The sequence below is a fragment of the Methylophilus sp. genome (assembly GCF_052437885.1).
Classification (GTDB): domain Bacteria; phylum Pseudomonadota; class Gammaproteobacteria; order Burkholderiales; family Methylophilaceae; genus Methylophilus.
In genome coordinates, this window is record NZ_JBQVPB010000001.1 from 275,094 (window position 1) to 295,096 (window position 20,003).

General features: G+C 56.0%; 19 protein-coding genes, 1 other RNA gene and 1 pseudogene. 17 read left to right on the forward strand and 4 right to left on the reverse strand.

Annotated features, from left to right (window positions below):
- Window positions 1-20: 20 nt before the first annotated feature.
- Genes ung through ACT6RZ_RS01385 form a run of 3 tightly spaced genes read right to left on the reverse strand, consistent with a single transcriptional unit; the run spans window position 21 to window position 1,404 of the window.
- Complete coding sequence (gene ung / locus ACT6RZ_RS01375; RefSeq protein WP_444700394.1) at window positions 21-707, reverse strand: uracil-DNA glycosylase; 687 nt, start codon at window positions 705-707, stop codon at window positions 21-23.
- Window positions 708-737: 30 nt separating this feature from the next.
- Window positions 738-917, reverse strand: a complete 180-nt coding sequence (locus tag ACT6RZ_RS01380; RefSeq protein ID WP_444700395.1) for a hypothetical protein — start codon at window positions 915-917, stop codon at window positions 738-740.
- A gap of 4 nt (window positions 918-921) precedes the next feature.
- Entirely contained in the window at window positions 922-1,404 is a 483-nt protein-coding gene (locus ACT6RZ_RS01385; RefSeq protein ID WP_444700396.1) for a nucleotidyl transferase AbiEii/AbiGii toxin family protein, read from the reverse strand.
- A 68-nt stretch (window positions 1,405-1,472) separates the two neighbouring features.
- Between ACT6RZ_RS01385 and rnpB the strand changes: the two genes are divergently transcribed.
- Window positions 1,473-1,805: RNase P RNA component class A (gene rnpB / locus ACT6RZ_RS01390), an RNA gene on the forward strand.
- A gap of 83 nt (window positions 1,806-1,888) precedes the next feature.
- On the opposite strand, the pseudogene ACT6RZ_RS01395 reads toward rnpB, so the two are convergent.
- Window positions 1,889-2,188 (reverse strand): annotated as a pseudogene (locus ACT6RZ_RS01395) (glutaredoxin family protein); the annotation flags it as partial.
- A 311-nt stretch (window positions 2,189-2,499) separates the two neighbouring features.
- Here ACT6RZ_RS01395 and mraZ point away from each other — a divergent pair.
- From mraZ to ftsZ, 16 genes are all read left to right on the forward strand, one after another.
- On the forward strand, window positions 2,500-2,946 hold the full coding sequence (mraZ, locus tag ACT6RZ_RS01400) for a division/cell wall cluster transcriptional repressor MraZ (RefSeq protein WP_379058004.1): 447 nt from the start codon (window positions 2,500-2,502) through the stop codon (window positions 2,944-2,946).
- A complete protein-coding gene (gene rsmH / locus ACT6RZ_RS01405; RefSeq protein WP_444700397.1) occupies window positions 2,943-3,929 on the forward strand; it encodes a 16S rRNA (cytosine(1402)-N(4))-methyltransferase RsmH in 987 nt (328 codons plus the stop codon). The genes mraZ and rsmH overlap by 4 nt, the downstream gene beginning before the upstream one ends.
- Before the next feature lie 16 nt (window positions 3,930-3,945).
- Window positions 3,946-4,245: a cell division protein FtsL gene (gene ftsL / locus ACT6RZ_RS01410; RefSeq protein WP_379057546.1), complete on the forward strand. Its 300-nt coding sequence runs from the start codon at window positions 3,946-3,948 to the stop codon at window positions 4,243-4,245.
- Window positions 4,246-4,270: 25 nt separating this feature from the next.
- Window positions 4,271-5,998 (forward strand): peptidoglycan D,D-transpeptidase FtsI family protein, encoded by a 1,728-nt coding sequence (locus ACT6RZ_RS01415; protein ID WP_444700398.1) that lies wholly within the window; start codon window positions 4,271-4,273, stop codon window positions 5,996-5,998.
- Complete coding sequence (locus ACT6RZ_RS01420) at window positions 5,995-7,422, forward strand: UDP-N-acetylmuramoyl-L-alanyl-D-glutamate--2,6-diaminopimelate ligase (RefSeq protein ID WP_444700399.1); 1,428 nt, start codon at window positions 5,995-5,997, stop codon at window positions 7,420-7,422. Before ACT6RZ_RS01415 ends, ACT6RZ_RS01420 begins: the two co-directional genes overlap by 4 nt.
- Window positions 7,419-8,795 carry a UDP-N-acetylmuramoyl-tripeptide--D-alanyl-D-alanine ligase gene (locus ACT6RZ_RS01425; protein WP_444700400.1) on the forward strand — a complete coding sequence of 459 codons (1,377 nt, stop codon included), beginning with the start codon at window positions 7,419-7,421 and terminating at the stop codon, window positions 8,793-8,795. Before ACT6RZ_RS01420 ends, ACT6RZ_RS01425 begins: the two co-directional genes overlap by 4 nt.
- An 8-nt stretch (window positions 8,796-8,803) precedes the next feature.
- Entirely contained in the window at window positions 8,804-9,907 is a 1,104-nt protein-coding gene (gene mraY, locus ACT6RZ_RS01430; RefSeq protein WP_444700401.1) for a phospho-N-acetylmuramoyl-pentapeptide-transferase, read from the forward strand.
- Window positions 9,908-9,945: 38 nt separating this feature from the next.
- Complete coding sequence (murD, locus tag ACT6RZ_RS01435) at window positions 9,946-11,316, forward strand: UDP-N-acetylmuramoyl-L-alanine--D-glutamate ligase (protein ID WP_444700402.1); 1,371 nt, start codon at window positions 9,946-9,948, stop codon at window positions 11,314-11,316.
- Window positions 11,301-12,467 (forward strand): putative lipid II flippase FtsW, encoded by a 1,167-nt coding sequence (ftsW, locus tag ACT6RZ_RS01440; protein ID WP_444700403.1) that lies wholly within the window; start codon window positions 11,301-11,303, stop codon window positions 12,465-12,467. Before murD ends, ftsW begins: the two co-directional genes overlap by 16 nt.
- On the forward strand, window positions 12,464-13,564 hold the full coding sequence (gene murG, locus ACT6RZ_RS01445; protein WP_444700404.1) for an undecaprenyldiphospho-muramoylpentapeptide beta-N-acetylglucosaminyltransferase: 1,101 nt from the start codon (window positions 12,464-12,466) through the stop codon (window positions 13,562-13,564). The genes ftsW and murG overlap by 4 nt, the downstream gene beginning before the upstream one ends.
- The gene (gene murC / locus ACT6RZ_RS01450) at window positions 13,561-14,955 is read left to right on the forward strand and encodes a UDP-N-acetylmuramate--L-alanine ligase (protein ID WP_444700405.1); all 1,395 of its coding nucleotides are present in this window, start codon (window positions 13,561-13,563) and stop codon (window positions 14,953-14,955) included. Before murG ends, murC begins: the two co-directional genes overlap by 4 nt.
- Window positions 14,952-15,833: a UDP-N-acetylmuramate dehydrogenase gene (murB, locus tag ACT6RZ_RS01455; protein WP_444700406.1), complete on the forward strand. Its 882-nt coding sequence runs from the start codon at window positions 14,952-14,954 to the stop codon at window positions 15,831-15,833. Before murC ends, murB begins: the two co-directional genes overlap by 4 nt.
- A gap of 4 nt (window positions 15,834-15,837) precedes the next feature.
- Window positions 15,838-16,755 carry a D-alanine--D-alanine ligase gene (locus tag ACT6RZ_RS01460; RefSeq protein WP_444700407.1) on the forward strand — a complete coding sequence of 306 codons (918 nt, stop codon included), beginning with the start codon at window positions 15,838-15,840 and terminating at the stop codon, window positions 16,753-16,755.
- A gap of 11 nt (window positions 16,756-16,766) precedes the next feature.
- Window positions 16,767-17,471, forward strand: coding sequence for a cell division protein FtsQ/DivIB (locus tag ACT6RZ_RS01465; protein ID WP_379057562.1), 705 nt, complete (start codon window positions 16,767-16,769; stop codon window positions 17,469-17,471).
- A gap of 26 nt (window positions 17,472-17,497) precedes the next feature.
- On the forward strand, window positions 17,498-18,736 hold the full coding sequence (gene ftsA / locus ACT6RZ_RS01470; RefSeq protein WP_444700408.1) for a cell division protein FtsA: 1,239 nt from the start codon (window positions 17,498-17,500) through the stop codon (window positions 18,734-18,736).
- A gap of 65 nt (window positions 18,737-18,801) precedes the next feature.
- Complete coding sequence (ftsZ, locus tag ACT6RZ_RS01475; protein ID WP_444700409.1) at window positions 18,802-19,971, forward strand: cell division protein FtsZ; 1,170 nt, start codon at window positions 18,802-18,804, stop codon at window positions 19,969-19,971.
- Window positions 19,972-20,003 lie beyond the last annotated feature (32 nt).

The following is a 20,003-nucleotide window of genomic DNA, read 5'->3' on the forward strand; positions in this document are numbered from 1 at the left end:
GGCGGCCAAATAGCTGCTATCTACAGCTGCCAGTGAATGGCTGTTTGCCCACGCGACACCAGGTAGTCATTGATCTGGGAGAACTGGCGGTTACCAAAGAAACCGCGGTGCGCCGATAGTGGCGACGGGTGCACCGACTTCAGGATCAAATGTTTAGCGGGGTCTATCATGGCCCCTTTTTTCTGCGCATAACTACCCCACAACACAAACACCAGGCCCTCACGCTCTGCATTCAGGGCGGTGATCGCCGCATCTGTGAATTGCTCCCAGCCACGGTTCTGGTGCGAACCGGCAGTCGCCATCTGCACCGTCAGTGTGGCATTCAGCAGCAGCACGCCCTGGTCTGCCCACGGCGTCAGATCGCCACTGCCGCTCATGCGTATGCCGATATCTGCCTGTATCTCCTTGAAGATATTCATCAGTGAGGGAGGTAAAGCCACGCCAGCCTGTACTGAAAAACTCAGGCCATGCGCCTGCCCCGGCCCGTGGTAAGGGTCCTGCCCTATGATGACGACGCGCACCTGGTCGAATGGCGTATGGTTGAACGCATTAAAGATAAGCGGCCCGGGCGGGTATATCGTTTTGCCGTCGGCTTTCTCCTGCTGCAAAAACGCTTTCAGCGATAGCATATACGGCTTGTCGAGTTCTGCGCCAATACTGGCTTGCCATGAGGGGTGGAGTTGGCCGGTTTTTTCTGCTGATGTCATCTTGATCTGTATGATAAAAAACTGTTTTTTTTAAGGCGAACTGGCTTGATCTTTAAGCTGATTTTGTCTGGCGATGGCGGCCTTGCGCAAGAAAGCCGCCATTTGCTCTACCCATGCCAGGCGTTGCGCAGGTGTCAGCGCTTGGAATGCCGCCATGCGCTCATCTGTCAGGTAGTAAGTTCTGTCTTCTCGTTTAAATGAGCTTTGCATAGCGCTAACCTTGCAAACGTTTCAGGTGTTCGATATCACTCAAATCAATCGCTCGGCCTGCTGCCTGCTTGAGCGAGATCAGGTCATCTATAGAAGCTACTGGGATTTCAATCTCATCAATCGTAAAAGGTACGGCACGTTGCTGCATTTCAATAAAATCCACGGCAGGAAACAATAAGATATCAATGGTGACACCGGCTATTTCAGGGGTGGTTAATGCAAAGGCTAGTAGATTTTTTTCTTGATGCCATTGTTTTAGTAAGGCAATGTCGCGCAGGCTTTCAAGCGGAACAGGCAATACCGGTTTTAACCCTGAGGATATTGCCCACGAAATCAGGTTTTCCTGATTGTCAGGATTCATGGCTATTGTGATGTCAATGTCCATGGTGGCGCGTTCTATGCCGTGCATGGAGATAGCTAATCCGCCTATCAGTAGATATTGCACCTGATATTGCGCGAGTTGTTTGAATAAATCCAGATAAAACATGCGCTTGAGTTTAATTCTTTAGTGAATCCTGCGGCAAGTGTTTTTTGCTTCGTGTTAAACTGCCGCCTGAAGCCAACCAGACAGTCGCCGCTTAGTATTTGCTAGGGGGAGGAAAGTCCGGGCTGCACAGAGCGGGATGACGGCTAACGGCCGTACGTTGAAAGCCGCAAGGTATAAGGCGAGGAATAGGGCCACAGAGACGAGCGTATTAAGTTACGGTGAAACGCGGTAACCTCCATCTGCAGCAATATCAAATAGGCTGGCATTTTACGCAAGTAATAAGGCGTGGCTCGCGCTGCCAGCGGGTAGATAGCTTGAGCGTGTGAGTAATTGCACGCCTAGAGGAATGACTGTCGCCACGCAAGTGGATACAGAACCCGGCTTATCGGTTGGCTTTACTTTTCTGTTTTTCCGTCGCCTGGCTGTTTTGCCAGTGTGCCAGCGCGGCAATGATGGTTTTCTCGTTGTAACCGCGCACTACCTCCCCGTCTATCAGCAATACCGGCACCCCATTTCCGGCCAGGCGCTGGTATTGGCTACGCCCCTGTTCCGAAGTCTCTATATTGTATTCCTTATATGGCACATGCTTTTGCGCGAGCAGGGCGCGGGTTTTTTCGCAGTACGGGCACCAGTCGGTCGCATACAGCGTCACCTCGCCGTGGCCAAAGTCCGGCGGTGGTGAAAAGTAATACAGCAGGCCGCGCCATTCCATGGCTAGCAAGATACCTGCGACTATCAGAAAAAACTTCAATTTGCGTGACATGGGTGTGGGTGCGATCTTCATTTGATGCTGGATATTCGACCAGTTTTCATGCAAAAAATGGCAGCAAAAATAACATTTTTTAATTATTCAATATTTTCAATGAGATAGCTATTTTTATTAAACGAATTTGTGTGTTTAATGCGCCAATGTGTTGATTTAAATTGACTTGTTAAAATGGCGTAAGTCTTTGTCTTTAAAGAAATTTTTCCACCAAAGTGCTTGCCAAGCACTTTTATTTTATCTATAGTGTGCAAAAGGGTGATTTTGTGTTGAATTGTGGGAAATTTTCTCATAAACGAACGCAAAGTGTGAAAAAGGACAGTCAGGTAAACATGTTTCGTGGCGCGGTACAGTTAAGTTTGGATGCAAAAGGTCGGCTCAGTGTGCCAGCCAAGCATAGAGACGCCCTGACCGCAGGTGGCCAGGGTGAGCTGGTGCTGACCGCGCACCCGCACCGTTGCCTTATCCTTTACCCCCAGGCCGCCTGGGAGCCTATAGAAACCAAACTGACCAGTTTGTCCAGTTTCAATCCCCAGATCAGTGGTATTCAGCGCATGATCGTCGGCCAGGCCGATGTGATGCATCTCGACTCTGCCGGCCGCTTGCTGGTGAATGCAGTGCTGCGCAAATTCGCCCATCTGGATAAAGATGTGATGATGGTCGGCCAGGGTAGCCATTTTGAGCTATGGGATGTCGCCGCCTGGGATGAGCAACTGGAAAAACTGATGTCCACTGATCAACTACAGATCCCGCAAGAACTAGAGGGATTCTCACTATGATGACGGGCGCGAAGTCAGCGCCCGCGTCTTCGACGGAAACGTCTGTGTCGCCAGCCGCCAGCCACATCACGGTGTTATTGCATGAGGCTGTCGCTGCGCTCAATGTGCGTGCCGATGGCGTTTACGTCGATGGCACTTTCGGGCGTGGCGGCCACAGCCGCCTGTTACTTTCCAAGCTGGGTGCCAAAGGCCGTCTGATCGCGCTGGATCGCGATCTGGCAGCGGTCGCACACGCTAAAACAATAGACGATGCGCGGTTCAGCATCGCCCATGTACATTTTTCCGGCATGACAGCGGTATTGGCTGAGTTGGGCATAGAAGCGGTAGACGGTATTTTGCTCGACCTGGGCATTTCGTCACCGCAAATAGATGAAGGTGAGCGCGGTTTCAGTTTTCGTTTTGACGGGCCGCTGGATATGCGTATGGATCAGAGTCGTGGCAAAACTGCCGCCGAGTGGTTGGCGACTATTTCAGAGAAGCAATTGGGTGAGGTGATAAGGGATTATGGTGAAGAACGGTTTGCTAAGCAGGTTGCAAGGGCGATTGTTAAGGAGCGCGAAGATGGGCATGCCATCACCACTACGGGACAACTTGCCAAGATCGTGGCAGGCGCCATCCACAAGGTTGAGCCGGGCCAGAACCCTGCAACGCGCACATTTCAGGCTTTACGGATTTTCGTCAATCAAGAGCTTGAGGAACTCTCGCTAGTGTTGCCGGATTGTCTGCGCCTGCTGCGTGAGAATGGCCGGTTGGCGGTGATCAGCTTCCATTCGCTGGAAGACCGCATCGTCAAGCGTTTTATCCAGTCCGAAATGGATAGGGATAATTTGCCCAGTGGCTTGCCGGTGCGTGCCGTGGATCTGCCGCAGCCGCGTTTGCGGACGATCGGTAAAGCCATCAAGCCGGGCAAGGCCGAGGTGTCGGCCAATGTGCGTTCACGCAGTGCGGTGTTGCGCGTGGCTGAACGCACTCACGTCCAGTGACGGGTGCAGTGATCAAATGATACGCCTGAACCTGATTTTATTCGCTGTCACCATCGCCATGGCGTTGGGCGTGGTGACTGCGCAGTACAAGGCGCGCAAGTTGTATTTTGAGCTGGACCGGCAGGAGATGCTGACCAAGCAATATATGACAGAGTATGACCAGTTGCAGATAGAACAAAGTACCTGGGCCATGCATTCGCGCCTGGAAGAGTTCGCCACCGCGCGTTTGCATATGCATAGCCCCAGCATGCAGCAGACACAGGTGATGGTTATAGACCTGCCGGCAGCACCAGTTGTTGCGCCGGCAGCGCCGTAAAGTGGTGTGGATCAAGTGAACGCGCATGCTGCTTAAAGAGAGTCAACACAAGCTGGTCAAGTTGCCCGCCTGGCGTAGAAGGACGCTGCTGGTGCTGGTGCTGCTGAGTTTTGTGCTGCTGCTGGGTCGCGGGTTTTACCTGCAAACCCTGCATAAGGATTATCTGATTAAAAAAGGCGAAGCGTTTTCGCGTCGCAAAGTAGAGCTGATGCCGCACCGCGGCAAGATTTATGACCGTAACTTCAAGCCATTGGCGATCAGCCTGCCGGTGGAATCGTTATGGATGAACCCGACCGATGTGAATATCTCGGCGGCGCAGTTGAAGCAGATGGCCAAATTGCTCGAAATGCGGCCCAAAGAGTTGCAGCAAAAAGTGCTGCAAAAGAAAAAAGAATTTGTATATATCAAACGGAGAGTAGCGCCCGATGTGGCAAAACTGGTGATGGCGATGAAAGTGCCCGGCGTATTCAGTCAGAAAGAATACAAACGCTTCTACCCTGCGGCAGAAGTGGCGGCGCATATCGTCGGTTTCACCGGCGTTGATGACACCGGCGTCGAGGGCATGGAGCTCTACCGCAACAGCGTGCTTTCCGGCACTTCCGGCAAGCGCGATTTCGTACGTGACCGCAAAGGCCATGTGGTTGAAGACCTGGTCGCCATCAAGTTGCCGCATGACGGCCAGGACCTGGTGCTGAGCATAGACCGCACCGTGCAATATGTCGTGCATCGCGAACTGTCACGCGCGGTAGAAAAACACAAGGCCAAGGCCGCCGCAGCAGTGGTGCTGGATGCCAAGACCGGCGAAGTGCTGGCATTGGTGAATATCCCTACCTATAACCCGAACAACCCGGGCAATGTTGCCAGCAAGCTGCGCAATTCTGCCATCGTCAATATCTTCGAGCCTGGCTCTACCATGAAGCCGGTCACAGCCGCCGCCGCGATGGAGTTCGGGCCTTACCAGCCGGATACCAAGATACAGACCGCGCCAGGCTATCTGCGGGTAGGCACTGCCACCATACACGACGCTCACCCTAACCAGATGCTGAGCGTGTCGCAGATCATACAGAAATCTTCCAATGTCGGCTCCGCCAAAATGGCGCTGGAGCTCAACCGCGAACAATTGTGGAACACCTATATCCAGCTTGGTTTTGGCTCGCCGACCAAGATCGGTTTCCCGGGCGAAGCCTCAGGCAAAGTGCGCGATTACAAGACCTGGCGTCCTATCGAGCAGGCGACCATGTCTTATGGTCATGGCATCAGCGTGACCCTGTTGCAGCTGGCCAGAGCCTATACCGTATTCGCCAATGAAGGCGAATTGCTGCCTGTGACGCTGACCAAGCTGCCTGAGCCGCCAGTAGGCCGCCAGGTGTTTTCTGCCAAGGTGGCCAATGCCGTGAAAGATATGCTGGAGCTGGTGGTGCAACCGGGCGGTACTGCGCTGAAAGCCCAGGTCACCGGTTATCGCGTCGGCGGCAAGACCGGCACCGCGCACAAGCTGGGCGCACATGGCTATGAGCATGACAAATATGTGGGTTCGTTTGTCGGCATGGTGCCTGCTTCCAACCCGCGTCTGATCATGGCGGTGATGATAGATGAGCCCAGCAATGGCGAATATTACGGCGGCAGTGTCGCGGCCCCGGTATTCAGTGCCGTGATGAATGATGTGTTGCGCATGCTGGCTATCCCGCAGGATGGCAATGCCGTGCCGCTGGCAACACCTACAGAAGTCAACGCCGTGCCGGAGGCGATGTGAGTAAATACATCATTCCCGCGCCGGTACATGGCATCACCGCAGATAGCCGCCAGGTGGAAAAGCATGGTCTGTTCCTGGCGTATCCGGGCCAGCATGGCGACGGCCGCGAGTATATTCCCGACGCCATAGGCAAAGGCGCCAATACCGTGATCTGGGATAGCCAGGGATTTGACTGGAACCCGGAGTGGACGGTACACAATATCGCCATCGCTGACCTGAAATTCCAGGTCGGCCATATTGCTAGCCAGTTCTATAAAGACCCTTCGGAGCAGCTGTGGTGCGTAGGCGTCACCGGCACTAACGGCAAAACCACAGTCACCCACTGGCTGGCACAGGCTTACCGCTTCCTGCAACAGAGGTCAGCGGTGATAGGCACGCTGGGTAATGGCACGCTGGATGATCTGCAGCCCACCCAGAACACCACGCCTGGCCCGGTAGAAGTGCAAAAGATACTGGCCAATTTCCTGCTCGAAGACGTGCAGATGGTGGCGATGGAAGTGTCTTCGCATGGCCTGGACCAGGGTAGGGTCAACGGCGTGTCGTTCGACGTGGCGGTGTTTACCAATATGACGCGTGACCACCTGGATTACCACGTGACCATGGAGTCCTACCAGCTAGCCAAGCAAAAACTGTTTGACTGGCAGACCCTGAGCGCCGCAGTCATCAATGCCGATGATGCGTTTGGTTTGACGCTGATAGACCGCTTGCGCCTGCAAGGCAAGACTGTGCTGAGTTATGGCATGCACGAGGCAGATGTATGCGCAACGGCGGTGACCATGCATGCGACCGGCTTTGAGATCCAGGTGCGCACGCCACAAGGCAATGGGGTGGTGCAATTGCATGCCCTGGGCCAGTTCAATGTCTATAACGTGCTGGCGGTGCTGGCCTGTTTGCTGGTGAACGACGTCGCCTTGCCCGCCGCTTTGCAAGCGGTCTCTGGACTGGTGCCGGTAGCCGGCCGCATGCAGATGTTCGGTGGCGGTGACCTGCCATTGGTGGTGGTCGATTATGCACATACGCCGGATGCGCTGGAAAAAGCGCTGGATACCCTGCGCGTGCAGGCGCGTGGCAAATTAAGCTGCGTGTTTGGTTGTGGTGGTGACCGCGATAGTGGTAAACGCAGTGAGATGGGCCGCATCGCCGGTGCACTGGCAGATAGCGTGATCGTGACCAACGATAACCCGCGCAGCGAGAACCCCTACGCCATCATCGCCGCGATCTCCGAAGGCCTGAGCCGTGAATTCACCATGGAGACCGACAGGGCCAAGGCGATCGCGCTGTCTATCGCGCGCGCCAGCAAGGGCGATGTGGTGCTGGTGGCCGGCAAAGGCCATGAAGATTACCAGGAGATCCAGGGCATACGCTATCCGTTCAGCGATGCCGAGTGGGTACTCAACGCGCTGAAAAAGAGGGCGCAGGCATGATGTCATTACAAACCATCGCTGAGGTATTGAAAGGCACGCTGCATGGTGCCGATGTCATGGTCACCTCGGTAGACACCGATAGCCGCCGCGCGCAGCCAGGCCAGCTGTTTGTCGCCTTGCCTGGTGAAAAGTTTGACGGACATGACTTTTTGCCGCAGGTCACTGCCCTGGGCGCCTCTGCGGCACTGGTGTCGCACGCGGTAAAAACCGAATTGGCTGTGGTGCAAGTGCAAGACACAAGGCTGGCCATGGGTGAGCTGGCCGCTTACTGGCGCCAGCATCTGGGCACGCCGCTGATCGCGGTGACCGGCAGCAACGGCAAGACCACCACCAAGGAAATGATCGCCGCCATCATGCAGTTGCATGTGGGTGGTGCCGACAAGGTGCTGGCGACTGCCGGCAACTTTAATAACGATATCGGCATGCCATTGACCCTGCTGCGCCTGCGCCCGTTTCACCGCAGTGCCGTGATAGAGATGGGTATGAACCACCTGGGTGAGATAGCTTACCTGACCCGCATCGCACGGCCGAATGTGGCTGTCATCAACAATGCCGGCACCGCCCATATCGGTGAACTAGGCTCGCGTGAAAACATCGCCAAAGCCAAGGGCGAGATCTTCAGCGGCCTGGCTGCTGACGGCATCGCGGTGATCAATGCCGACAGCGAATTTGCCAGCTATTGGCGTGGCCTTAACAGTACACGCCGAATAATGACTTTTGGCGTGCATGCTGAAGCTGATGTGCGCGCTGAGGCCCTGGCTGAGGGGGCCTTCAAACTGCATTACCAGCAGGCAGCAGTCACGCTGACGCTGGCAGTGCCTGGTGCACATAACATGATGAACGCACTGGCTGCCGCTGCCGCCAGCCTGGCCGCCGGTGCCACACTGGATGAAGTGGCGCAGGGATTGCAGGGTTTTGGCGGTGTGAAAGGCCGCTTGCAACAGAAAACCGCGGTCAATGGCGCCCGGGTGATAGATGACACTTACAACGCCAACCCGGATTCAATGAAAGCGGCACTCGATGTGTTGCACAACTACTGTCGGCATAACGCCAGCCAGCGCACCGTGTTTGTGATGGGCGATATGGGCGAACTGGGTGATGACGCCGAAGCCATGCATGCAGAGGTCGGGCAGTATGCCAAAGCGCATGGCGTGCATGCCCTGTTCGCCATGGGCAGGCACAGCAAAGCGGCCGTGCAAGCATTTGGCAGCCAGGCCAGTCATTTCGAAGCCATAGAAGAATTGATCGCTGCATTGCAGGCAAATACAAGCGCAGAAGACATCGTACTGGTGAAAGGCTCACGTTTCATGCAGATGGAACGCGTAGTCAATGCGCTGGTGGAAACACAAGCCGCCGAACTGGTGGGGAAATAGGGAAACTTATGTTATTGGAATTGGCAAAGTGGCTGTCGTCAGACGTACGTGGGTTTCATGTCTTTGATTACATCACGCTGCGCGCGGTGCTGGCGACGCTCACTGCACTGGCGATCTCCTTTCTGGTCGGGCCAGCCATGATACGCAAGCTGACTGAATATAAAGTCGGCCAGGCGGTGCGTGATGATGGCCCGCAGACCCATCTGGTGAAAGCCGGCACCCCGACCATGGGTGGTGCGCTGATCCTGGTGGCGATCGCCATCTCTACCCTGCTGTGGGGCAATCTGCATAACCGTTTTATCTGGGTGGTGCTGATCACCACCCTGGGTTTTGGCGCGGTGGGCTGGGTCGATGATTACCGCAAAGTGGTTTACAAGAACCCTAAAGGCCTGGCCGCCAAAGAGAAATATTTCTGGCAAAGCCTGATCGGTTTTGGCGTCGCCGTATTCTTATATGCCACTTCCAGCACGCCGGTAGAAACCACCCTGATCGTGCCGTTTTTCAAACACCTGGTGCTGCCGCTGGGTGCGGTGGGTTTCATCGTACTGACTTACCTGGTGATCGTCGGTAGCAGCAATGCGGTCAACCTGACCGACGGCCTGGATGGCCTGGCCATTCTGCCTACCGTGATGGTCGCTGCGGCACTGGCGCTGTTTTCGTATGTCGCCGGCCACATCGTGTTCGCCAAATACCTGGGTATCCCTTATGTAGAGGGCGCCAGCGAGTTGATGGTGTTCTGTGCCGCGATGGCCGGTGCCGGGCTGGGCTTTCTCTGGTTTAACGCCTATCCGGCCGAAGTGTTTATGGGCGATGTAGGTGCGCTGGCGCTGGGTGCAGCCCTGGGCGTGGTAGCCGTCATCGTGCGTCAGGAGATCGTGCTGTTCATTATGGGCGGCGTGTTTGTGGTGGAGACTTTTTCGGTGGCCGCCCAGGTGCTGTATTTCAAGTACACCAAGAAAATGACAGGCACTGGCAAACGTATCTTCCTGATGGCGCCTTTGCATCACCACTATGAGCAAAAAGGCTGGAAAGAGACGCAAGTGGTGGTGCGTTTCTGGATCATCACCATGATGCTGGTACTGGTGGGGCTTTCAACCCTGAAACTCAGATAAGCACATAAACATACAACAGGATTCATTCGAACATAGCCATGAAAAAACAATTTGAACAACAGCGGGTAGCAGTGATAGGACTGGGTGACACCGGCTTCTCTGCTTTGCGCTGGCTGCGTCAAATGGGTGCCGAAGTGGTGATGTTCGACTCACGCCTGCATCCACCGGGGCAGGACAGGCTGCACGAAGAGTTCCCTACGGTGGAATGCCATCTGGGGCCATTCAATGCGGCACTGCTATCCGGCATGGATACCATAGTCACCAGCCCCGGCGTCTCGCTGAAAGAGCCGGTGCTGCAACAACTGCTGGCGCAGGGCAAAAGCGTGATCGGTGATATCGAGTTGTTCGCCCGTTTCCGTGCGCCCTATGCCAAAGTGATCGCTATCACCGGCTCCAACGGCAAAACCACGGTCACTACCCTGGTCGGCGAGATCTGCAAACAGGCCGGGCTGAACACCATAGTGGCAGGCAATATAGGCGTGCCGGTGCTGGATACCCTGCAGATGACGGCGCCTGATGTCTACGTGCTCGAGCTGTCCAGTTTTCAGCTGGAAGCCACTCATCACCTGGTGGTAGACGCGGCAACCGTGCTGAATCTGTCTGAAGATCATATGGATAGGTATGCCGGCATGGACGATTATGCGCAATCCAAGGCGCGTATCTACCAGCATGCCCGTATCGCCATCGTCAACCGTGATGACCCTGCCAGTGCCGCCTTGGCCGGCCAGTTGCCGCAGGTATCGTTCGGCGTGAACCCGGCACCCAGCATCAACGATTATGGTTTGAATGACCTGGGCTGGCTGTGCGCCGGGCACAGGCACTATATCGAAGCCGACAGTTTGCGTATCCGTGGCAAACACAATATCGCCAATGCGCTGGCGGCGATCGCTCTGACCCAGGCCATAGGCGTGGACAAAGTCTCTATCCTGCACACCGTGCAGTCTTTCACCGGGCTGCCGCACCGCGTGGAATGGGTCGCCAATATTGACGAAGTCGATTTTTATGACGACTCCAAAGGCACCAATGTAGGCGCGACCACTGCTGCCATCAGCGGCATGCTCAAACAGGGCAAACCGCAGAAAGTGGTGCTGATCGCCGGTGGTGACGGTAAAGGCCAGGATTTCAGCCCGCTGCGAGAGGCTGTGGTACAGTACGCGCGCGCGGTGGTACTGATAGGGCGCGATGGGCCCAAGATCCAGCAGGTGCTGCAGAACGTGCAGGTGCCGGTGGTAGATGCCGTTGATCTGGCCGCGGCCGTGCATATCGCCAAGACACTGGCAGAAGCCGGGGATGCGGTGTTGCTGTCGCCTGCCTGCGCCAGTTTCGATATGTTCAGGAACTATGAGCACAGAGCGCAGGTATTTGTTGAGGCCGTCAAAGCCATGGAGGCCGCATGCTTGGCCCGTTGATGATGACCCGCGAGCGCTACAACTCCCCCAGCTACGATATGTCGCTGCTGTGGGTGGTGCTGTCGTTGCTGGCGTTCGGCATGGTCATGGTTTACTCGGCCTCTATCGCCTATGCCGATGCCAGCAAGATGTTCGGCCATAAAAGTACCTATTTCCTGATGCGCCAGGCGCTGTATATCGCGGTAGGGCTGGTGGCCGCCGTGATCGTGTTCCAGGTGCCCATGGCCTGGTGGCAAAAGATGTCGCCTTACCTGTTCGTGTTTGGCATCGTGTTACTGGTACTGGTGCTGATCCCCGGCATAGGCAAAGTGGTCAACGGCAGTCGTCGCTGGATCTCCCTGCTGGTCATGAACCTGCAACCTTCTGAATTGATGAAGCTGTTTATTGCCATGTATGCCTCGGATTACGCAGTACGCAAAGCCAGCAATATGCACAGTTTCACCAAAGGCTTTCTGCCCATGCTGGGCGTGATGGTGTTTGTCGGCGTCTTGCTGTTGCGCGAGCCGGATTTCGGCGCCTTTGCCGTGACCGCCTCTATCGCCTTCTCCATCATGTGGCTGGGCGGAGTGCATATCAAGATATTCCTGGCCATGCTGGCTGCGTTACCGCTGGCAGTGGTCGGGCTGGTGGTGATGGAACCGTACAGGCTTGAGCGTATGAAAGGCTTCCTCAACCCGTTTGATGACCCGTTCGATACCGGCTACCAGCTGTCACATGCGCTGATCGCATTCGGCCGCGGCGAATTCTGGGGCGTAGGCCTGGGCGGCAGCGTGGAAAAACTGCTCTACCTGCCGGAAGCGCATACCGATTTCCTGCTGGCAGTAGTCGCTGAAGAATTAGGTTTTGTCGGCGTCATGGTGGTCGTGCTGCTGTTCGCCTGGCTGGTGATCCGCGCTTTCAGCATCGCCAAGGAAGCAGTGGCCAACGAACGTTATTACGCCGCCTTGCTGGCCCAGGGCATTGGTGTCTGGATAGGTGTGCAGGGCTTTATCAATATGGGCGTCAACATGGGCTTGCTACCGACCAAAGGTCTGACCCTGCCGCTGTTGTCTTACGGCGGTAGCGGCATACTGGCGAACTGCATCGCCATGGCCGTGTTGCTGCGTATTGATTTTGAAAATAGACGGCTGCAGAAAGGCTTGCAGACATGAGCCGGCAGCACACATTAATGGTGATGGCAGGCGGCACGGGCGGCCATGTGTATCCGGCGATCGCGGTGGCAGATGCCTTGCAGGCGCAAGGCTGGAACATCGTCTGGCTGGCGACCGAGGGTGGCATGGAAAATCGCCTGATCGCCGATAAGCCGTATGCGAAAGCCATGATGAGCATGCAAGGCGTGCGCGGCAAGGGCCTGCTCGGCTGGCTGACATTGCCGGTGAAGCTGGTGCGTGCCTTCAGTCAGGCCAGGCAGGCGATCAAACAGCACCAGCCGGATGTGGTGCTGGGCATGGGCGGCTTTGCTGCTTTCCCTGGTGGCGTGATGGCGAAACTGGCAGGTGTGCCGCTGGTGATCCATGAGCAGAATTCTGTGGCCGGGCTGACCAACAAGTCACTGGCAAAGATCGCTGACCGGGTGTTGACCGGTTTTCCGCACGCGTTGGGCAGCAAAGGCGAGATGGTAGGCAACCCGGTACGTGAAGTGATTACCACTTTGCCGGTGCCGGAAGTACGTTTTGCAGAACATGATGGCGCACTGCGGGTACTGGTAGTGGGTGGCAGCCTGGGTGCAGCCGCCTTGAATACGCAGTTGCCCAAGGCGTTCGCACTACTGCCTGCAAATGCACGGCCGCAAATCATTCACCAGGCGGGTGAAAAACATATACAGGCACTGCAACAGGCCTATGCAGCCGCGGATGTGGCAGCCGATTGCCGCGCGTTCATTCAGGATATGGCGCAGGTGTATGCCTGGGCTGACCTGGTGATCTGCCGTGCCGGCGCGCTGACAGTGGCCGAACTGGCGAATGTAGGTGCCGCCAGCATCCTGGTGCCGTTCCCGTTCGCAGTGGATGACCACCAGACTACTAATGCGGTTTATCTGCAACAGGCAGGTGCTGCCCTGTTGATCCAGCAACGCGACCTTGATGTCGCACAACTGGCGGCTACCCTGCAAACGCTGGACCGTGACCGCTGTTTGAGCATGGCACAAAAGGCGCGTGCTTTAGCCAGGCCGCACGCCACGCAGCAAGTGGCAGAGATCTGCCAGCAACTGGCGGCCGCAAATACAACTATGAAACAAAGTTCGCTATGAAACATAAAGTCAAAAAAATTCATTTTGTCGGCATAGGCGGCTCGGGCATGAGCGGCATCGCCGAGGTGTTGCTGAATCTTGGCTTTGAAGTGAGCGGCTCCGACCTGGCCAGCAACGTCACCACCAAGCGCCTGCAAGGTTTTGGTGCCACCGTGTTCCAGGGCCATGCCACCGAGCATCTGGGTGATGCCGACGTGGTGGTGGTCTCCAGTGCCATCAATGAAGAGAACCCGGAAATCATCGCCGCCCGTGCACGCAAGATCGCCGTGATCCCGCGCGCCCTGATGCTGGCCGAGCTGATGCGCTTCAAGCAGGGCATAGCCGTGGCCGGTACCCACGGTAAAACCACCACCACCAGCCTGATCGCCAGCATTCTGGCTGAAGCGGATATGGACCCGACCTTCGTCATAGGCGGCAAGCTGGAAGCGGCCAGTGCCAATGCCCGCCTGGGTACGGGTGAGTGGATAGTAGTAGAAGCGGATGAGTCTGATGCTTCTTTCCTGCACCTGAACCCGGTGCTGGCGGTGGTCACCAATATCGACCAGGACCACATGGATACCTACGAGCACAGCTTCGACAAGCTGAAAACCGCTTTTGTCGAATTTTTGCAGCAGATCCCGTTCTGGGGCATGGCGGTGATGTGCATAGATGACGCCAACGTGCGTGAGATACTGCCGCGCGTCACGCGCCCGGTGACCACCTATGGCACGCATGAAGAAGCCAGCATACGCGCCGAGAATATCGTCGCCGATGGCGGCCGTATGCATTTCACGCTGATACGCAAGAATGGCACCACGGTGCGCAATGAAGTCACGCTCAACCTGCCCGGCCATCATTATGTGCTGAACGCGCTAGCTGCGATCGCCATCGCCACTGAGCTGAATGTACCTGATGCGGCCATCCTGAAAGCGCTGGCCGAGTTCAGGGGCGTAGGTCGCCGCTTCGAGCGCTATGGCGAGATCCCGGTCGCAAATGGCCATGCCACCCTGGTGGATGATTATGGCCATCACCCGGTTGAAATGCAGGCGGTGATCGCCGCTGCCCGCGGTGCTTTTCCCGGGCGGCGCCTGGTGCTGGCTTTCCAGCCGCATCGCTATACCCGCACGCGTGACTGCTTTGAAGATTTTGTAAAAGTGCTCTCTACCGTGGATGCGCTGTTATTGACCGAGGTTTACGCCGCAGGCGAGGCGCCTATCGTGGCTGCCGATACCCGCAGCCTGATCCGTGCCGTGCGTGTGAATGGCAAAGTGGAACCACGCTTTGTAGAGACTTCCGAGGAATTACCGCAGGCGATTCTGGAAAGCCTGCTGCCGGATGATGTGATCGTCGTTATGGGTGCAGGCAATATCGGTAGTGTGGCGGCAAAAACACGGGAGCTGGCAGTGCTATGAGCGCGACTGCCTTACAGGTATTGCAGCACGAACCGCTGACCCGCTACACCAGTTGGCGTGTAGGTGGCGAGGCCGATCAGCTGGTGCTGGCCGACAACGTGGCCCAGTTGCAGCAGTTTCTGCAGCAACTGCCAGCCAGCGAGCCGCTGACATTCATCGGCCTGGGCAGCAACCTGCTGGTGCGCGATGGTGGTGTGCGCGGCACCGTGGTGGTCATGCACCAGGCCTTGCAGCAACTGGAGATGCAAGGCGAGCGCGTGTATGCCGATGCCGGTGTCACCTGCGCCAAACTGGCCCGCTTTGCTGCCAGCCATGACAGAGCCGGTGCCGAATTCATGGCAGGCATTCCCGGCACGGTGGGTGGTGCACTGGCGATGAATGCCGGTTGCTATGGCGGTGAGACCTGGCAATGGGTAGACCAGGTGAAAACCATACACCGCAGTGGGGCAGTGCAGATACGCGACCGCGCAGAGTACCAGCCGGTATACCGGCATGTGACGCACCCGGTGGCGGATGAGTGGTTCCTGGGTGGCTGGTTTGCCATACCGCAAGGCGATGGCAAAGCCTCTGCCGAAAAGATCAAGCAGTTGCTGGCCAAACGCCTGGCGAGCCAGCCCTTGAATATGCCCAGTGCAGGGTCGACTTTCCGTAACCCGGAAGGCGATTTTGCCGCCAGGCTGATAGAAGCATCAGGTTTAAAGGGCGTCACCATAGGTGGGGCACAGGTTTCAGAAAAGCATGCCAATTTCATCGTCAATCTGGGGCATGCGAGTGCGGCAGATATAGAAGCGCTGATCGCGCGTGTGAAAGCCACCGTGCAGGAGAAGCAGGGTGTGGAATTGATACAGGAAGTAAAAGTCATCGGGGAAAGCGTTTAAGAGAATGAGTGTGACACAGCAAAATTTTGGCAAGGTGGCAGTGTTATTCGGTGGCCGCTCCGGCGAGCGTGAAGTCTCGCTCAAGAGCGGTTCGGCGGTACTGGCAGCCTTGCTGCGCCAGGGTGTGGATGCGCATGCCTTTGACCCGGCCACGCAGGAGCTCTCGGCACTGAAAGCGTTTGACCGCGCCTTTATCGCCCTGCATGGCCGCTATGGTGAAGATGGCACTATCCAGGGCGCGCTGGAGTTAATGGATATCCCATACACCGGCAGTGGCGTGATGGCCTCGGCCCTGGGCATGGACAAATGGCGCAGCAAACTGTTGTGGACTGCGGCAGGCGTAGTCACCCCTGATTATGTGCTGATGGATGACAGCACCTCTGCCGCCGCCGTGGTTGCCAAACTGGGTCTGCCGCTGTTTGTGAAACCGGCCAACGAAGGTTCCAGCATAGGCGTGAGCAAGGTCAAGCAGGCCAGTGAACTGGCTGCGGCCTACACGCTGGCCAAGGCTTCTGACCCGCTGGTGCTGGCCGAGCAATTTGTCGGTGGCGGTGAATACACGGTCGGCATACTCGGTGACACCGCGTTGCCAGTGATACGCATAGTGCCAAAAAACGAATACTACGATTACGAAGCCAAGTATCTGCGTGACGATACCGAATACCGTTGCCCTAGCGGCTTGTCTGCCGCACAGGAGCAACAGATACAGGCCGAAGCATTGCAGGCGTTCAGGGTGCTGGGTTGCAGCGGCTGGGGCCGGGTAGACTTTTTGATGGATGAAGCCGGCAAACATTATTTCCTGGAAGTGAATACCAGCCCGGGCATGACAGACCACAGCCTGGTGCCTATGGCTGCCAAGGCCGCCGGCCTGGATTTTGATGCACTGGTGGTGCGTATTTTGCAACAGACATTAAAGGCGTAACGGAATAGACCATGTGGAATAGGCCGACATTGCTGAACTGGACTGCCAACCTGCTGTTTTCGCTGGCAGTGGTATTGCTGCTGTACGCCCTGTTATTCGTGGTGCTGCACTTGCCTATCTTCCCGGTCAAGCATGTGCAGGTAGAAGGCAATCTGGACCATGTCAATCATGAACAGATCCAGCTGATAGTCAGCAAGTATTTAAAAGGTAATTTTTATACGCTGGACTTACAGCGCACGCGTACCGCTTTTGAAAAGTTGCCATGGGCACGCAAGGTCAGTGTGCGCCGCCAGTGGCCGGACACCATAGTGGTACAGATAGAAGAGCATCAGGCGCTGGGGCGCTGGGGCGGTGTCGCCCTGGTCAACCGGCATGGCGAGTTGTTCCAGGCAGCCTCTGACGAGCAGTTGCCGGTGTTTTACGGCCCGGGTGATGCGGTGAAAGAACTGGCGCAAGGCTATGCCAGTTTTGCGCAGACCTTGTCGGTGACCTCGCTGCAGATACAGCAGCTGAGCCTGTCGTCACGCCGCGCCTGGGAGATCAGGACCACCGATAAACGGCAAATGATGCTGGGCCGCGAAGCCGCCAAGCAACGATTACAACAGTTTGTGGCCGCTTACAGCCAACAGCCAGCCATCGCTGAAAGTGACTGGCGGTATGCAGATTTACGCTATCCCAATGGTTTTGCATTACGTATGCCACGTAATGGCGCTTAAGGGATGGCCGCAAGCAAGGAAAAAACATGAGTAGAGCAAGAGAAGATAAAAATTTGATCGTCGGCCTGGATATCGGGACATCCAAGATCGTGGCGATCGCGGCTGAAATATTGCCGGAAGGCACGCTGAAGGTCATAGGTGTGGGCCAGCATGCCTCACGCGGCCTGAAAAAAGGCGTGGTGGTGAATATCGATTCCACCATGCAGGCGATACAGCGCGCGATCGAAGAAGTCGAGTTGATGGCAGATTGCAAGATCAACACCGTCTATTCCGGCATTGCCGGTAGCCATGTCAAAAGCCTGAATTCACATGGCATGGTGAAGATCAAGGAGAGCGAAGTCTCGCAAAGCGATATAGACCGTGTGGTCGATACCGCACGGGCGATCGCCTTGCCCGCCGACCAGCAGATACTGCATATCCTGACCCAGGAATTCATCATCGATGGCCAGGAAGATGTGCGCGAGCCACTGGGCATGAGCGGTATACGCCTGGAAGTGCGTGTGCATATCGTGACTGGCGCGATCGCGGCGGCACAGAATATCGTCAAGTGCATCAAGCGTTGCGGGCTGGAAGTCAGCGACCTCATTCTGCAACCGCTGGCTTCCAGTGAGTCGGTGCTGACTGAAGATGAAAAAGAGCTGGGCGTCTGCCTGGTGGATATAGGCGGCGGTACCACTGATATCGCGGTGTTCAAGAATGGCGCGATCCGCCATACCGCGGTGATCCCTATCGCCGGTGACCAGATCACCAATGATATCGCGGTGGCTTTGCGTACACCTACGCAGTCAGCCGAAGAGATCAAGGTCAAGCACGGCTGTGCCCTGCGCCAGCTGGCAGACCCGCGTGAAGTGGTGGAAGTGCAAGCGGTGGATGGCCGCGAGCCACGCCAGCTTTCATGCCAGGCATTGACCGAGGTGATAGAAGACCGCGTCGAAGAGATTTATGAGTTCGTACAGCAGGAACTGCGCCGTAGCGGCATGGAATCAATGATCGCTTCCGGCATCGTCATCACTGGTGGCGCGGCACAGATGCGCGGCATGGTCGAGCTCGGTGAAGAAATTTTTCATACGCCGGTGCGCCTTGGCATACCGCGCTACGTGGAAGGCTTATCAGAGGTAGTTGGTAATCCCCGTTATGCAACAGGGATAGGCTTGCTATTGATGGCCAAACAGCAGGTAGAAAAACAAATGGTAGGAAATTTGCAGTCGGGCTCGGTCGGCCGGTTGCTGGAGAGAATGAAGAGTTGGTTTACAGGTAATTTTTAACTTTTTTTAGGGCGAGTGTGCGGGGCAAACCAATCACTCAAATAATTAGGCAATGGAGGGTTAGTATGATTGAAATTTTTGATAAAGAGAATGAAGGTGCTGTCATCAAGGTAATTGGTGTCGGTGGTTGCGGTGGTAACGCCGTGGAACACATGATGACCAAGATGGTGCCTGGCGTGGAGTTTATTTGCGCCAACACCGATATGCAGGCGTTGAAGAAGAGCAATGCCAAAGTGGTATTGCAGATAGGTTCTGACATCACCAAAGGCCTGGGAGCTGGTGCCAAGCCTGAGATCGGCCGTGAAGCGGCACTGGAAGACCGCGACAGTATCGCCGAAACCATAGATGGTGCCGATATGCTGTTCATCACTGCAGGTATGGGTGGCGGTACTGGTACCGGCGCTGCACCTATCATCGCCGAAGTCGCGCGTGAAATGGGCATACTGACCGTCGCCGTGGTGACCAAGCCATTTGCTTTTGAAGGCAAACGCGCCAAAGTCGCCCAGGAAGGTCTGGAAGAACTTTCACAGTATGTAGACTCTCTGATCGTTATCCCTAACGAAAAGCTGATGGATGTGCTGGGTGAAGATGTGACCGTGGTAGAAGCTTACCGTGCGGCCAATGATGTATTGCAGAATGCGGTATCCGGCATTGCCGAGATCATCAATTGCCCGGGTACGGTCAACGTCGACTTTGCCGATGTGCGTACCGTGATGTCTGAAATGGGCATGGCGATGATGGGTTCTGCTGAAGCCACAGGACCGAACCGTGCGCGTATCGCGGCCGAACAGGCAGTTGCCAGCCCGTTGCTCGAAGATGTGAACCTGGCCAATGCACGTGGTGTACTGGTGAATATCACCGCCAGCAACAGCTTCAAGATGCGTGAATACTATGATGTGATGAACACTATCAAAGAATTCACTGCAGAAGATGCGACTGTGATCATCGGTAACGTGATGGACGAAGCCATGGGTGATAACCTGCGTGTGACCATGGTCGCCACTGGTTTGAACGGTTCTATCGGCAAACGCCAGGCCAAACCAGAGTTGAAAGTCATGACGACCAGCACATTGCGTGACGGTACCACCAACCAGCCTATCTTCCAGAATGTGGTTGAAGAAGATGAGCCAGCGGTGTTTACCAGCAACAGCCGTCGTGCCCAGGTTGAGGCGATGAAGAACTCAGGGATAGAAGAGTACGATATCCCGGCTTTCTTGCGCAAGCAGGCTGATTAACCTTCAGGCAGTGATTGCCTGTCGGCTAAGCA

Bases quoted from the DNA above. Each gene is read 5' to 3' on its own strand.
- ACT6RZ_RS01460 (WP_444700407.1), top strand. From the start codon at position 15,838: ATGAGTGTGACACAGCAAAATTTTGGCAAGGTGGCAGTGTTATTCGGT.
- mraY (WP_444700401.1), top strand. From the start codon at position 8,804: ATGTTATTGGAATTGGCAAAGTGGCTGTCGTCAGACGTACGTGGGTTT.
- ftsZ (WP_444700409.1), top strand. From the start codon at position 18,802: ATGATTGAAATTTTTGATAAAGAGAATGAAGGTGCTGTCATCAAGGTA.
- mraZ (WP_379058004.1), top strand. From the start codon at position 2,500: ATGTTTCGTGGCGCGGTACAGTTAAGTTTGGATGCAAAAGGTCGGCTC.
- murG (WP_444700404.1), top strand. From the start codon at position 12,464: ATGAGCCGGCAGCACACATTAATGGTGATGGCAGGCGGCACGGGCGGC.
- ACT6RZ_RS01425 (WP_444700400.1), top strand. From the start codon at position 7,419: ATGATGTCATTACAAACCATCGCTGAGGTATTGAAAGGCACGCTGCAT.
- ACT6RZ_RS01465 (WP_379057562.1), top strand. From the start codon at position 16,767: ATGTGGAATAGGCCGACATTGCTGAACTGGACTGCCAACCTGCTGTTT.
- ACT6RZ_RS01385 (WP_444700396.1), bottom strand. From the start codon at position 1,404: ATGTTTTATCTGGATTTATTCAAACAACTCGCGCAATATCAGGTGCAA.
- ftsA (WP_444700408.1), top strand. From the start codon at position 17,498: ATGAGTAGAGCAAGAGAAGATAAAAATTTGATCGTCGGCCTGGATATC.
- murC (WP_444700405.1), top strand. From the start codon at position 13,561: ATGAAACATAAAGTCAAAAAAATTCATTTTGTCGGCATAGGCGGCTCG.
- murD (WP_444700402.1), top strand. From the start codon at position 9,946: ATGAAAAAACAATTTGAACAACAGCGGGTAGCAGTGATAGGACTGGGT.
- ftsL (WP_379057546.1), top strand. From the start codon at position 3,946: ATGATACGCCTGAACCTGATTTTATTCGCTGTCACCATCGCCATGGCG.
- ftsW (WP_444700403.1), top strand. From the start codon at position 11,301: ATGCTTGGCCCGTTGATGATGACCCGCGAGCGCTACAACTCCCCCAGC.
- ACT6RZ_RS01380 (WP_444700395.1), bottom strand. From the start codon at position 917: ATGCAAAGCTCATTTAAACGAGAAGACAGAACTTACTACCTGACAGAT.
- rsmH (WP_444700397.1), top strand. From the start codon at position 2,943: ATGATGACGGGCGCGAAGTCAGCGCCCGCGTCTTCGACGGAAACGTCT.
- ung (WP_444700394.1), bottom strand. From the start codon at position 707: ATGACATCAGCAGAAAAAACCGGCCAACTCCACCCCTCATGGCAAGCC.
- ACT6RZ_RS01415 (WP_444700398.1), top strand. From the start codon at position 4,271: ATGCTGCTTAAAGAGAGTCAACACAAGCTGGTCAAGTTGCCCGCCTGG.
- murB (WP_444700406.1), top strand. From the start codon at position 14,952: ATGAGCGCGACTGCCTTACAGGTATTGCAGCACGAACCGCTGACCCGC.